General features: G+C 72.0%; 12 protein-coding genes. 2 read left to right on the top strand and 10 right to left on the bottom strand.

What is annotated here, in order from left to right:
- Window position 1: 1 nt before the first annotated feature.
- The 3 genes from IG90_RS0130230 to IG90_RS44970 all read right to left on the bottom strand — a co-directional run bounded on the left by IG90_RS0130230 (window position 2) and on the right by IG90_RS44970 (window position 2,633).
- Complete coding sequence (locus tag IG90_RS0130230; protein WP_030591485.1) at window positions 2–571, bottom strand: hypothetical protein; 570 nt, start codon at window positions 569–571, stop codon at window positions 2–4.
- A gap of 153 nt (window positions 572–724) precedes the next feature.
- A complete protein-coding gene (gdhA, locus tag IG90_RS0130225) occupies window positions 725–2,113 on the bottom strand; it encodes an NADP-specific glutamate dehydrogenase (protein WP_030591483.1) in 1,389 nt (462 codons plus the stop codon).
- A gap of 349 nt (window positions 2,114–2,462) precedes the next feature.
- Complete coding sequence (locus IG90_RS44970) at window positions 2,463–2,633, bottom strand: hypothetical protein (RefSeq protein WP_167345015.1); 171 nt, start codon at window positions 2,631–2,633, stop codon at window positions 2,463–2,465.
- 487 nt (window positions 2,634–3,120) lie between these two features.
- Here IG90_RS44970 and IG90_RS0130215 point away from each other — a divergent pair, with 487 nt between their 5' ends.
- Complete coding sequence (locus IG90_RS0130215) at window positions 3,121–3,573, top strand: RDD family protein (RefSeq protein ID WP_030591480.1); 453 nt, start codon at window positions 3,121–3,123, stop codon at window positions 3,571–3,573.
- Here the strand turns inward: IG90_RS0130215 and IG90_RS0130210 are convergent.
- The 3 genes from IG90_RS0130210 to IG90_RS0130200 form a co-directional block, all read right to left on the bottom strand.
- Window positions 3,540–3,947, bottom strand: coding sequence for a DUF1330 domain-containing protein (locus tag IG90_RS0130210; RefSeq protein ID WP_051860314.1), 408 nt, complete (start codon window positions 3,945–3,947; stop codon window positions 3,540–3,542). The genes IG90_RS0130215 and IG90_RS0130210 overlap by 34 nt on opposite strands.
- Before the next feature lie 610 nt (window positions 3,948–4,557).
- Complete coding sequence (locus tag IG90_RS0130205) at window positions 4,558–5,826, bottom strand: L,D-transpeptidase (protein ID WP_030591474.1); 1,269 nt, start codon at window positions 5,824–5,826, stop codon at window positions 4,558–4,560.
- A 236-nt stretch (window positions 5,827–6,062) separates the two neighbouring features.
- Window positions 6,063–6,512 (bottom strand): hypothetical protein, encoded by a 450-nt coding sequence (locus IG90_RS0130200; protein WP_233436119.1) that lies wholly within the window; start codon window positions 6,510–6,512, stop codon window positions 6,063–6,065.
- Window positions 6,513–6,620: 108 nt separating this feature from the next.
- Between IG90_RS0130200 and IG90_RS0130195 the strand changes: the two genes are divergently transcribed.
- Window positions 6,621–6,947: a hypothetical protein gene (locus tag IG90_RS0130195; RefSeq protein ID WP_030591469.1), complete on the top strand. Its 327-nt coding sequence runs from the start codon at window positions 6,621–6,623 to the stop codon at window positions 6,945–6,947.
- Between the two features lie 120 nt (window positions 6,948–7,067).
- Here IG90_RS0130195 and hutH read toward each other — a convergent pair whose 3' ends face one another.
- From hutH to IG90_RS0130175, 4 genes are all read right to left on the bottom strand, one after another.
- The gene (gene hutH, locus IG90_RS0130190) at window positions 7,068–8,618 is read right to left on the bottom strand and encodes a histidine ammonia-lyase (protein ID WP_078585467.1); all 1,551 of its coding nucleotides are present in this window, start codon (window positions 8,616–8,618) and stop codon (window positions 7,068–7,070) included.
- 474 nt (window positions 8,619–9,092) lie between these two features.
- A complete protein-coding gene (locus IG90_RS0130185) occupies window positions 9,093–10,247 on the bottom strand; it encodes a GGDEF domain-containing protein (protein ID WP_030591463.1) in 1,155 nt (384 codons plus the stop codon).
- A gap of 113 nt (window positions 10,248–10,360) precedes the next feature.
- Window positions 10,361–11,173 carry an enoyl-CoA hydratase/isomerase family protein gene (locus tag IG90_RS0130180; protein ID WP_030591460.1) on the bottom strand — a complete coding sequence of 271 codons (813 nt, stop codon included), beginning with the start codon at window positions 11,171–11,173 and terminating at the stop codon, window positions 10,361–10,363.
- A 156-nt stretch (window positions 11,174–11,329) separates the two neighbouring features.
- Entirely contained in the window at window positions 11,330–12,529 is a 1,200-nt protein-coding gene (locus tag IG90_RS0130175; protein ID WP_030591457.1) for an adenylate/guanylate cyclase domain-containing protein, read from the bottom strand.
- Between the last annotated feature and the right edge of the window lie 168 nt (window positions 12,530–12,697).

Raw genomic sequence — 12,697 nt, 5'->3', positions numbered from 1 at the left:
CTCACCCGGTGACGGCCACGGCGGAGGCTCGACGCCGGTAGTAGGCGATCGCGAGAGCGATGGTGATGGGCCCCCAAGCGGCGAGAGGGGTGCCAACCACCATCGCCAACGCGTCCCAGGCGCCGTTGGTGTACTCGACAGTGTCGATGACGCCGTACAGGGTGAGGTCGCGATCGTCGCCCAGCGGGACGGCGGTGAACAGGAAGGTGAGGATCAGGCCGCCGAGCACGGCGGGGACGACGGCCGCCATCGGCCGGACGCGTCTGCCGCCGATGACAGGTATCCAGGCGGGCGCCACCTCGCCCCAGCCCCGGACCAGCCCGATGGTCAGGATCGCGACCACCTCCGTCAACACGCTGAGCCCGAGAACGTACGGGATGCTCAGCCAGTAGGCGGGTAAACCGCCGTCCTGGACCTGCCCCATCTCGAAGTGCAGCGCGAAGGGCAGCCGCCACAGGCACGCAGGCAGCAGAAGCAGCGGAAGCGCGTAGGCCAGGCGCATCGCCCAGCGCGGAACGGGCCGCTCGGTGTCACCCACGGACGGGGGCCGGTGAAGGATCTTCAGCGTCATGACTCCACCTTCGCGGGGCGGGCGCGACGAGGAATCACCCGCGCGAGCCAACCCGCTCCCCCGCCCGGGGGAGACCACACCTGGCAGCCTCGCCCGCGCGGGGTAGCGGTTCCGCCGGCGACCACACCGGCGCCGGCGCCTCGCCGCGTACGGTCAGATCAGGCCCTGCGCCAGCATCGCGTCCGCGACCAGCTCGAAGCCCGCGATGTTCGCGCCCACCACGTAGTTGCCGGGGCTGCCGTACCGTTCCGCGGTCGTGTAGCAGGAGTCGTGGATGTGCCGCATGATCTCGGCGAGGCGCTCCTCGGTGTGGGCGAAGGTCCACGAGTCCCGGGACGCGTTCTGCTGCATCTCCAGCGCGCTCGTGGCGACCCCGCCCGCGTTGGCCGCCTTGCCGGGGGCGAAGGCGACGCCCGCCTCCTGGAACACCCGCACCGCCTCCGGGGTGGTGGGCATGTTGGCGCCCTCCGCGACCGCCTTGACCCCGTTGCGTACGAGGTCCAGCGCGTCGGCCTCGTGGAGTTCGTTCTGCGTGGCGCAGGGCAGGGCCACGTCCGCGGGGACCGACCACACCCCCGTACCGGGTACGAACTGCGCGTGTGCGCCGCGCCGTTCGGCGTACTCCGAGACCCGGCCCCGGCCGGCCTCCTTGATCTCCTTGAGGAGGACGAGGTCGATGCCCTTCTCGTCGACGACATAGCCGCCGGAGTCCGAGCAGGTGATGACGGTCGCGCCGAGCTGCTGGGCCTTCTCGATGGCGTAGATGGCGACGTTGCCCGAGCCGGAGACCGCGACGGTCTGACCCTCCAGCGACTCGCCCCGGCTGCGCAGCATCTCGGCGGTGAACAGGACCGTGCCGTAGCCGGTGGCCTCCGTACGGGCCTGTGCGCCGCCCCAGCCGAGGCCCTTGCCGGTGAGGACGCCGGACTCGTAACGGTTGGTGATCCGCTTGTACTGGCCGAAGAGGTAGCCGATCTCGCGGCCGCCGACGCCGATGTCACCGGCCGGGACGTCGGTGTACTCCCCCAGGTGGCGGTGGAGTTCGGTCATGAAGGACTGGCAGAACCGCATGATCTCGGCGTCGGAGCGGCCCTTGGGGTCGAAGTCCGCGCCGCCCTTGCCGCCGCCGATGGGCATGCCGGTGAGGGCGTTCTTGAAGATCTGCTCGAAGCCGAGGAACTTCACGATGCCGAGGTTGACCGAGGGGTGGAAGCGCAGCCCGCCCTTGTAGGGGCCGAGCGAGCTGGAGAACTCCACCCGGAAGCCGCGGTTGACGTGGATGTCGCCGGAGTCGTCCGACCACGGCACCCGGAAGATCAGCTGGCGCTCGGGCTCGCACAGCCGCTCGATGATGCGGGCGTCGACGAACTCGGGTCGCTGGGTCAGCACCGGTCCGAGTGTCTCCAGGACCTCGCGGACCGCCTGGTGGAACTCCTGCTCACCCTGGTTGCGGCGCAGGATCTCGGCGTAGAGCGGCTCGATGACGCGGGCCGCGGCATCGGTCGTGCGTGCGGAGTCGGGCGAGTCGGGGATGACCGGCATCTGATCAAGACCTTCCGTGGTCGGGCTCGTGCGCGTCGGCGCCCCCGTCCCGGAGAGCGCCACCGGTCCGCCTCCCCCGCCGGAGCCCCGCGGACTCCCGCTCGGGAGGGCCGTGCGGCCGTCGCCCGGGTGGGCGATGCGCAGGACCGTCGTACCGTCCGATTCTCCAGTGCGGCCCGATGATCTTCGAGGACCATCCACATATTGACCATGATCAGGCGTTTTGATCAGTGTCCGGACCGGCGGGGAGGGATCTCCGCCGGCCTCCGAACCGCTGTTACGAGCGGCCCGTGCGGCCCGGCCCGTCCTCTCGGGACGAACCTCGGAGTGGCGAAGGTCACATGCCGGGTCAGCTCTCGTGCGGGTCACGCAGCGCCCAGAGCCCGACCCCGCAGGCGAGCGCGGTGACGCCCGCCGCGACGCTCAGGGTGATCTGGAGACCGCTCTCCTCGACGGCGAGGCTGAGAAAGACGTTGACGGCGAGCGCGGCGCACAGGACGAGCCAGAGCAGAGACTTCATGACGGCGATGCCTCCGTGATCGGTGATGCCTCGATTCTGTCGGCCGGGGCGCGCCGCGAGGAGGGAGAGGGCCCCCGTTTCGAGGTGCAGCGGACTACACCCCGTCCCCGGCGACCAGGCGGGAACGAAGCGGCCGTGGAGCCGTGGGGAAGGCAACCGTAAGGGTCCCGTGGAAACAACGCCGGGGCGCGGTAGTTACCCGTCAGGAACAGGGACACCCCGCCTGACGATCAGTCATGATGCCCCCATGACGAAGCCACGGGGGCGTCGGAGAGGGCAGCCTCCTGACGAATTACGGGCGCTGTACGGAGTGCGCCGGGCCTGGAGCGGCACCGCTCGGTCCCGTCCCGACGCGCCCTCGGCACCGCCCCCGCCGCCGCACGGGCACGCGCTCCCACGGGCGGCGTATCCGGCGTACGCCCGCCCCTCGGCGTATTCCGCCCCGGGCCCCCGGGCACAGCCGCGCATCCCCAAGGGCACGGGTGACATGCGGCGCTATCTGGCAGTCGGGCTCGACGCCTATCTGTGCCTGCTGACCGTCGGGCTGCTGGTGCGATCCTGCCTGAACGCCGGCGGGACGGGGCACGCGGTCGCTCTGCTGGTCGTCCAGCTGGTCGTGCTGTCGTTCGCCAACCAGGTACTGCTGACGATGGCCGTCCGGGCGAGCGCCGGAAAGCTGATCATGGGCGTCCGGGTGATCCGGCTGCCCGACGCGGGCCGGCCGGGATTTCGCAGGCTGGTGCTGCGCTGGCTGTACGGGCTCCTCTGGCTGCCGCTCCAGCCCTGGCACCGGCTCCGGGGCCCGGCAGCGGAGCCCAGTGGCCCGGAGCGTCCCGCGGGCTGCCCCACCGAGCCGCACGAGGACCTCGCGGGGGTGCGCCAGGTCCGGCGCAGTGACCTGCGGCACTACCGGGCGGCGGTGGAGGGGCTTACGGGCTGAGCCTGCTCTTCGGCCTCCTGTGCCGTACGGTCCCGGGCCGCCCGCATCGCCGCCGCCGTGGCTGACGCGTCGTACTCGGGACCGACGCCGGGGACGATGATCACGTCACCGGCCATGTGCCGGGTGCGCAGCGGCAGGACCTCCTGGTACGCGGGGGACGCGTACCAGGCGCGAGCTTCCTCGATCCCGGGAAAGCCGATGATGACCAACGCGCCCGGCCAGGCCCCCTCCACCACCTCCGCCTCGGCCCCGTGCACCAGGAAGCGGCCTCCGTAGGGCTTCATGGTGGCCTGGATCCGCTCGATGTAGCTCAGCACTTCGTCCTGGACGGGGCCGTCGGCGGGGCACAGGTGAGCGATGGCGTACGCGGTCATGGCCCGGTCCTCCGTGGTGGTGTCGGGGTGGCTCCCCGTGACGCCTCCGATGCTGCCGGGTGGGGTGGAGGGCGTCGATTACCTGGGAGGTCATGACCGTGGCCCGCACAGCGAAACGCCCGGCCGGGACGACTGGCCGGGCGCTCTTGCGGCTGCGTGCGGGGCTCGTACTACGACCGCTTGAACTCGCCGCCCACGACGCCGTCCTCGAAAGCGGCCCACTCGCCGGAGGTGAAGACGAGTGCAACTGGCGAGCCATTACTTCGCCTCCGCCGACCGGTTGGCGGAGCACCGCTTCGCCAAGCGCCAACTCCAAGGTGGGTGGGCTGGTCACCCTGGTCAGCCACCACGGGCGGCAAAGCGGTGTGGGCCCAGCTCGCGGTCCGTCCGTCGTTGCCGCGGCGCCTGGCGCACGAGCGTCCCGGGGACAGGCCGGCCAGCCCTCCGGGGCCCGACGTGGCGTTTCTCCGGCGCGTCCTGATGGGGCTGGACACAGCGTTATAGGGGGCACCGGACACGCCGAAGGCGGCGGCCCCGGAGTGTTCCGGGGCCGCCGCCTTCGGGCGGGGACGGGGTGGTGCGTGGTGCGAGGGGGAATCGGACGGGTGGATCAGGCCTGGGAGCCGGCCGTCCACTCGGACCAGCTCATGTTCCAGCCGTTGAGGCCGTTGTCCGGGGTGATCGTCTTGTCCGGGGAGTTCTTGACGATGACGACGTCGCCGACGAGCGAGTTTTCGTAGAACCAGGCGCCCGGCGCGTTGGGGTCGTTCGCGCCCTTCACGTCGGCGAGGCCCACGCAGCCGTGGCTGGTGTTGGCGTTGCCGAAGATGCCCTTGCCCCAGTAGTTGCCGTGGATGAAGGTGCCCGACGTGGACAGGCGCATGGCGTGCGGCACGTCCTTGATGTCGTACTCGCCCTTGCCGTCGTCATCGGTGAAGCCGACGGTGGCGCCGTTCATCCGGGTCTCCTTGTGCTTCTCGGAGATCACCATCTGACCGTTGTACGTGGGGTTGTCGGGGGAGCCCGCGGAGATCGGGATCGTCTTGATCGTCTTGCCGTCGCGGGTGACCGTCATCTGCTTGGTCTTCGCGTCGACGGTGGAGACCTGGTTACGGCCGACCTTGAAGGTCACGGTCTTCTGCTGGACGCCGAAGACGCCGTCCGCGCCCTCGACGCCGTCGAGCGCCAGCTTCAGGGTGACGGTGGAGCCGCCCTGCCAGTAGTCCTGCGGGCGCAGGTCCAGGCGCTGGGAGTTGAACCAGTGGCCGACGACCTCCTGGCCGCTGCTGGAGGTCACGGTGATGCCGTTCTGGACGGCCTTCTTGTCCGTGATCGCCTTGTTGAAGTTGATCGAGACGGGCATCCCGACGCCGACCGTGGAGCCGTCCTCCGGGGTGAAATTCCCGATGAAGCTGTTGTCGGGCGAGACGGTGGTGAAGGAGCTGTTCTCGTGGGCCTTACGGCCCTTCGAGTCCTCCGCCGTGGCGTCGATCTTGTACGTGGTGGACCGCTCCAGCTGACCCGCGGGCTTCCAGCTGGACCCGTCGGCCGCCAGGGTGCCCTCGACCGGGGTGCCGTCCGCCGTGGTCATGACGACCTCGGTCAGCTTGCCCTTGGCGACGGTGACCTGGGCCGCGTTGTTGATGCTGGCGTTGGTCGCGCCGTTCTTCGGCTTGATCGCTATCTGCGCCTCGGAGGCGTCCTCGGCTGCCGCCTTGTCGACCTCCTGCTGCGACGACTCCGAACTCCCGGCGCTCGTCTTTCCGCCCTTGTCGCCGTCGTCGCTACAGGCCGAAAGCACCAGCACGCCGCCGAGCAGTGCGGACATGGCCATGAGACCCCTGCGCCGCTTGCTGTCCGTCATCACACGCTTCTCCATCGTTGCCGACTCCCCAAAATCCCCGGACGGGGGCCGCCAGGCGGCTATTCCCCGTCCATGTTCCAAGAACACCCGGGAAGGGTGCTCCGTTCCACATCCATGACAGATGTGGGGAACACCACTCATCGACGCGTCCTCGGCAGCGGTGGTTCCCGCGGCCGGGCCCCGGTTTTCGCCGCCGCACAGCGCGGCCCCGGTCCGCAGTCGAGCGGGGCCGGGGCCGGTGTCCTCACACGTCACACCCGCTGCGCGGGGTCACCGTCCTCGCCGTCGTTCTTCCCATTGTGCGCGACCGCGTCGCCATACCCCTCCTCGTCGGCGTCGTCCCGTGGCAGGAACAGGCCCTCGTCGCCGTCGTCCGCGTCGTCCCAGCCGTCCGCGTCGGGGTCGTACTCGATGCTCTCGCTGCTCCACGAGGCCTGGGCGAGTTCGACTCCGGGCACCTCGCTGACCAGGTCGAAGGGGTCGACCAGCGAGGCGAGGGCCTCCGCACCGTCTGCCCGGACCGTGGCCTCGGCATGCATCCGCTCCTCGGCCGTGTCGGTTCCGGCGACCGCCGCGACGGGCTCCCCGTACTCGGCGGCGATGGATTCGAGGGCGGTGCCGGTCAGGGCGTCGAGGTCGGTGACCTCCAGCACCATCTCCACGCGAAGTCGAACAAACCTGGATGTCTCTTCTGTGCTCATAGGCCGGAGCGTAAGGTCCGGCGGGGCCACGACTTTCCACCGACCCGCTGCTTTGCTTAGCATCGGCCCACGGGGCTAACTCATGGTTGTCGCAAGGGGATCGAATCTGTGTCCGTCGCTCGTCGCACACTGCTGACCGCCACCGCCGCAGGCACGCTGCTGGCCGCTCTCTGGTTCGTCCCGTCGGCCAACGCGACCGGGGAGACCGGGGAGAGACGCCCGCAGTCCACACCGGCCGCCCCTGCCGAACGGCCGACCGCCGGGCAGGCCGCCGGCACCCCTGACGACGCCTCCGGCGCGCGCCTCGCCGACACCGGTTCAGGCCCGGACACCACTCCGTATCTCGTCGGCGGAACCGCCCTGTTTGGCCTCGGCACCGCCTTCGTCACCTACTCCGTCCACCGCTCCGGGACCGGTACGCGTCCGGCGCTCTGATCCCGCACGCACGAGCAGGCTGCCGCTCCCGCACGCACGGGAGGGCTACCGCCCACGTACGCACGCGAGGGCTACCGCGCCCCCGGTGCGGCAGCCCTCTTCCGTACGTACAGGACCGGCTCAGGCCAGCGGTCCCGTGACCGGTTCCACGGCCGCGACCAGGCGCCCTTCCCGTACGAACGTGTCGGCGGCGGCCAGGTCCGGCGCGAGGAAGCGGTCCGGGCCCGGGCCCTGCGCTCCGGCGGCCCGCAGCGCGTCCACGGCGGCCTGCGACGCGGGGGCGGGGGTGAGGCCCTGGGCGGCGCGGATCTCGACGGCGCGGGTCGCCGCGTACAGCTCGACGGCGACGATCCGGGCCAGGTTGTCCACGGCGGTACGGAGCTTCCGCGCGGCGGACCAGCCCATGGAGACGTGGTCCTCCTGCATCGCGGAGGACGGGATGGAGTCGGCGGAGGCGGGGACCGCGAGCCGCTTCATCTCGCTGACCAGGGCGGCCTGGGTGTACTGGGCGATCATCAGGCCCGAGTCGACCCCGGCGTCGTCCGCGAGGAACGGCGGCAGGCCGTGCGAGCGGTTCTTGTCGAGCAGCCGGTCGGTGCGGCGTTCGCAGATCGAGCCGAGGTCGGCGGCGACGATCGCGAGGAAGTCCAGGACGTACGCGACGGGCGCACCGTGGAAGTTGCCGTTGGACTCCACCCGGCCGTCGGGAAGGACCACCGGGTTGTCGACCGAGGAGGCCAGTTCGCGCCCGGCGACGACGGCGGCGTGGTCGAGGGTGTCGCGGCCCGCGCCGTTGACCTGGGGCGCACAGCGTACGGAGTAGGCGTCCTGGACCCGGGGCGCGTCGTCCTGGTGATGGCCCGTCAGGCCCGAACCGGCGAGCACCCGCAGCATGTTGTCCGCGCTGACGCCCTGGCCGGGGTGCGGGCGGATGGCGTGCAGCTCGGGGGCGAGGACCTTGTCCGTGCCGAGCAGCGCCTCCAGGGAGAGGGCGGCGGTGATGTCGGCCGAGGTGTAGAGGTTCTTCAGGTCGGCGAGGGCCATGACCAGCATGCCGAGCATGCCGTCGGTGCCGTTGAGGAGGGCCAGGCCCTCCTTCTCGCGGAGCTCGACCGGGGCGATGCCGTGCGCGGCGAGCAGCTCGCCCGCCGGGCGGACCGTGCCGGCGGGGCCCTCCGCGTCGCCCTCGCCCATCAGGGTGAGCGCGCAGTGCGAGAGCGGGGCGAGGTCGCCGGAGCAGCCGAGCGATCCGTACTCGTGGACGACGGGCGTGATGCCCGCGTTCAGCACGTCCGCCATGGTCTGGGCGACCTCGGGGCGTACGCCGGTGTGGCCGGAGGCGACCGTCTTGAGCCGGAGGAACATCAGCGCGCGGACGACCTCGCGCTCGACGCGGGGGCCCATGCCCGCCGCGTGCGAGCGGACGATGTTGCGCTGGAGCTGTGCCCGCAGTTCCGGGCTGATGTGGCGGCTGGCGAGGGCGCCGAAGCCGGTGGAGACGCCGTAGACCGGCTCGGGCTTGGCGGCGAGCGCGTCCACGATGAGACGGGCAGCGGTCAGGGCTTCCACGGCGGCGGCGGAGAGCTCGACCCGGGCGCCGTGGCGGGCCACGGCGACGACGTCCTCGGCGGTGGTTCCGGACGTCCCCACCACAACAGTGTGCATATCCATATTCAGCAGCGTACGGATTGAAAGCCTCCATGTCACTAGTGGTTCGGGACAGAGCCCCTTACGGGACGACAGAGCCCTTCACGGGACCGGGTACGTGAGCGGCTCGCCCGGCGCGCACCCTGCCGGAAGGCTGCGCCCATGCGTCGACTCCCGCCGCTCGCCCCCCCTGCCGCTGTTCGCCGTCTCCGGCGGCCGTCCCGGATACAGCGGATGCGCGCGGAGAGGGCGGCTGCACCATCGAGAACGCCCCGAACCGGGTGCCGCCACCGCACTGAGACCGGACGCCGCCACGGGCAGGGCCGACGCCTTCACCGCGCCGGACGGCCTACCCCCGCTCGGCGCGAACCGCGTGCCCGCTCGGCGCGAACCGCGCCCCCGCGCCGGCGCGAACCGCGTGCCCGCTCGGCGCGAACCGCGCCCCCGCGCCGGCGTGAACCACGTGCCCACGCTCAGCTCGAACCGCGCCCCCGGCGCTCACGGGCGGTTGCCGCGCAGCCGGCGACGGTCGTGCACGGACTTCGGCGGGGAGTCCGCGAGCCGGATGACCTCGCCGTCCCGCCCGGCCACCACGGGCCCCGGCGAGCGGGCCGCCTTGGCCCGGTACTGGGCCGCGTCCGCGAGCCGGAACAGCCGGCGGGCCGAGCGCACCGGGCCGATCGGGTCTCCGGTGGAGGCGACCCCGCAGGCGACCCCTTCGCCCAGGTCGATCACCGCCGCCCGGTCGCAGAGCTCGGTGGCCACGCCGACCACCGCGTCCGCCGGGGGGCCCGCCGCGAGCAGGCAGAACTCGTCGCCGCCCAGCCGGGCCGCCAGCGCCTCCGGCAGCATCGCCCCGCACAGCGACAGCACCGAGCCGAAACGTTCCAGCAGACGGTCGCCGACGGCGTGGCCATGGGTGTCGTTCACCGCCTTGAGGCCGTTCAGGTCGCAGACGACGAGGCTGACGACCGTCTCGTCGGCACGGTGCCGCTCGATGGCCTCGTCGAGCCGGATGTCGACCGCGCGGCGGTTGGCCAGACCCGTCAGCGGGTCGGTGAAGGCCAGCTTGCGGACCTCTTCGAGGCGTTCGGTCTGGGCGATGCCGGAGGCCACGACGGCGGCGAGCACGGTCGCGAAGTCCGCGTCGGCGCGGTCGAAGACGGGCCGCCCGGCCGGCCGCGCCACGTACAGCTCGCCCCACGCCCGGCCGTGCAGCACGATCGGCGCGACCACGCAGCAGCCCCGGCCGCGCCGCCGGAGCGCGGCGACCCGCTGGTGGCAGTACGGGCGGGCGCCGCGGGCCGGGCCGCCCGCGCCGGGCAGCCCGTCGGCGGTCTCCACCCAGGCGTCGGGTTCGCCGCCGCCGGCCCACCGCTCGTGCAGGAACTCGGTGATCTCCGGGAACTCGTGGACCGGGTAGGCCTCCTCCTCGGGGAACTCCTCCTCCCCCTCGGCCCGTTGCCCCGCGTTCACCAGGACCCGCAGCCTGCCCCGGTCCCGCTCCCACACCGAGAGCGCGGCGAAACTGCCGCTCAGCGCCTCACAGGCGCCCAGCGCCGCCGCCCGCCACGATTCACGCGGCGTGTAGGCCGCGGCCATGGTCTGCGCCAGCGAAACCACGGCCCGCAGCCGTTCGTCGTCACCACCCATTTCTCCAGTTTATGTAGATTTGTTCCCTTTTGATCAGCTCGATCAGCTTGATGCGTAACTAATTTCAACTATTCCTCGGCGCCACGCTCACGCTGCGTGACGCGCGCGCATCGTCACTCGCCGGGCCAGTCGGGGCGCCGCTTCTCGTTGAACGCGGCCACCCCCTCCGCCCGGTCCCCGGAGAAGGCCACCGACCGCCAGGCCGCGTCCTCCACCTCCAGGCCCGCCCGCAGGTCGAGCCCGTGGCCGAGGCGGAGCGCCTTCTTGGCGGCGCGCAGCCCGACCGGCGAGTTGGCGGCGATCCGGCCGCCCAGTGCGAGGGCCTCCTCGCGGTCCCGGCCCGCCTCGACCAGCTCGTCCACCAGGCCCAGCTCGCGCGCCTCGGCGGCCTCGACCCGGCGGGCGCTGAACACCAGCTCGGCGGCGCGCGCCGCACCCACCCGGCGCGGCAGCAGCTGCGTACCGCCGCCGCCCGGGATGACACCCACGGACACCTCGGGCAGCCCGACCACGGCAGTGGTGTCGGCGACGATCACATCGCAGGCGAGGGCGAGTTCGAAGCCGCCGCCGAGGGCGAAGCCGTGCACGGCGGCGATTACCGGCATCGGCAGCTCCAGGACCCCGGTGTAGGCGGCGCGGGCGGTGGGCCGCTGGCGTACGAGGTCGGCATCGGTGAAGGAGTTGCGCTCCTTGAGGTCCGCGCCCACGCAGAAGGCCCGGTCGTGGCTGGAGGTCAGGACGGTGGCCCGGACGCCCCGGTCGGCGCCGAGCGCCTCGCAGGCGGCGGCGAGGGAGCGGGCCATACCGGTGGAGACGGCGTTCATGGCCTTGGGCCGGTCGAGGACCAGCTCGGCGACGTGGTCCTGCCCCTCGTGCCGCCGTACGACGACGAAATCCCCGTACCGCTGCTCGGACGTGACGGTCATGGCTGTACCCCTGTCATGGACGGCCTGTTAACGAGCGTTACCGCCACGGATCCTAGACAGGACGGCACCGCCCCCGACAGGGCGGGACGGGGACGGGGACGTGACGACCGGGACGGAGGCGTGAAGACGGAGGCGCGACGAAAGGTCGAGCCGCCCTCAGGAGCCGGTCTTCCCGCGCCGGGCCAGCAGCCACGGCTCCACCACGCCGAGCCCGCGCACGGGGCGCTGCCACATCGGCTGGAGCCCGAAGCGGTACGTGGGCAGCGGCGGCTCCTCGTCCGGCTCGCGGCCCTCCTTCTCGGCGACCCGGGCCCGTTCGGCGGCGGCCGCGACGGCCTCGGCGGCCTGCGCCTCGGACTCCGGGGCATCGCCGTGGCGGACCAGCTCCTTGGCGAACGCCCCGTCGACCAGGACGGCGTCCTTCGGAGCTATCGAGGTGAGCCGGCTGGCGAGGTTCACCGTGGTGCCGAACACATCGCCCATCCGGGTGGTGACCGTGCCGAAGGCGATGCCGACGCGCAGAGCCGGCATCTTCTCGTCCTGGGCCATGGCCTCGATGAGCCGGAGCGCTATCTCGGCGGCCGTGCCCGCGTCGTCGGCGGCGAAGAGGACCTCGTCGCCGAGGGTCTTGATCAGCCGGCCGCCGTGCGCGGCGACCAGGTCGGCGGCGGTCGTCTCGAAGGACTCGACCAGCTCGCCGAGCTCCTCCTCCTCCAGGCGCCGGGTCAGCCGGGTGAAGCCGACCAGGTCCGCGAAGCCGACGGCGAGCCGACGGTCGACCATCTCCTCGTCGTCCGCGGCCTGCACGACCCGTCCGGTGGCGGCGGCCAGCTGGCGCCGCCACACGTAGACGAGGAACTCCTGGAGCTCCGGGAGCAGCAGCTCGACCAGCGGGTACGTGACCTCGGTGCGGGTCATGCCGGGCTCGGGGGGCTCGGTCAGGCCCTCCAGGAACGAGTCGATCTGCCACTCGGCCAGCCGGGCGGTGGTCTGCCCGGTTGAGCGGGCGACCTGGATCGCCATCGGTTCGCTGAGCAGCCCCGCCTCGACGAGACCGGCGAGCCGCCGCAGGGCGAGCACGTCGGCCTCGGTGAGCGCCTTGGCCTGGCCGATGTCGGCGAAGCCCATGGCCCGCCAGAACCGGGAGGCCAGGTCCATGGAGACCCCGGCGGTGCGGGCCGCCTGGAAGGGTGTGTAACGCCGGTCGGCCCCCAGGATCAGCGCTTCGAGGCGGATGGCGAGGGGGTCGTCGGTGGGTTCCACCGTGTGGTCGACCTCGTGGTGGGGTGTGGCGTGGACCGAGGAGTCCGACCCGGGCTCCTCACCCGCGCCGGACGTCGTGTCGCCGACGGTCACCAGCCGCCTCCTGCCCGTTCCCTGCGCACTGCCCTGCCGATCTGTCGCTGGATCGCCTCAACGATACGGCAGGTGTGCCCCAGCTCACGTCCTTGGCCGCCCGTCATCGGTGGGTCGCGCGTGACATCGCAGGCATACGCGGTATTGGCCCGTACGCCCATCGGGGTA

Source organism: Streptomyces anulatus (assembly GCF_000721175.1).
Lineage (GTDB): Bacteria > Actinomycetota > Actinomycetes > Streptomycetales > Streptomycetaceae > Streptomyces > Streptomyces anulatus_C.
This window is presented reverse-complemented; position numbering and strand designations above follow the sequence as displayed.

What these genes read in the sequence shown, in the direction of transcription:
- IG90_RS0130230 (WP_030591485.1), bottom strand. Translation starts at nt 571, where the DNA reads ATGACGCTGAAGATCCTTCACCGGCCCCCGTCCGTGGGTGACACCGAG.
- gdhA (WP_030591483.1), bottom strand. Translation starts at nt 2,113, where the DNA reads ATGCCGGTCATCCCCGACTCGCCCGACTCCGCACGCACGACCGATGCC.
- IG90_RS44970 (WP_167345015.1), bottom strand. Translation starts at nt 2,633, where the DNA reads ATGAAGTCTCTGCTCTGGCTCGTCCTGTGCGCCGCGCTCGCCGTCAAC.
- IG90_RS0130215 (WP_030591480.1), top strand. Translation starts at nt 3,121, where the DNA reads ATGCGGCGCTATCTGGCAGTCGGGCTCGACGCCTATCTGTGCCTGCTG.
- IG90_RS0130210 (WP_051860314.1), bottom strand. Translation starts at nt 3,947, where the DNA reads ATGACCGCGTACGCCATCGCTCACCTGTGCCCCGCCGACGGCCCCGTC.
- IG90_RS0130205 (WP_030591474.1), bottom strand. Translation starts at nt 5,826, where the DNA reads ATGGAGAAGCGTGTGATGACGGACAGCAAGCGGCGCAGGGGTCTCATG.
- IG90_RS0130200 (WP_233436119.1), bottom strand. Translation starts at nt 6,512, where the DNA reads ATGAGCACAGAAGAGACATCCAGGTTTGTTCGACTTCGCGTGGAGATG.
- hutH (WP_078585467.1), bottom strand. Translation starts at nt 8,618, where the DNA reads ATGGATATGCACACTGTTGTGGTGGGGACGTCCGGAACCACCGCCGAG.
- IG90_RS0130185 (WP_030591463.1), bottom strand. Translation starts at nt 10,247, where the DNA reads ATGGGTGGTGACGACGAACGGCTGCGGGCCGTGGTTTCGCTGGCGCAG.
- IG90_RS0130180 (WP_030591460.1), bottom strand. Translation starts at nt 11,173, where the DNA reads ATGACCGTCACGTCCGAGCAGCGGTACGGGGATTTCGTCGTCGTACGG.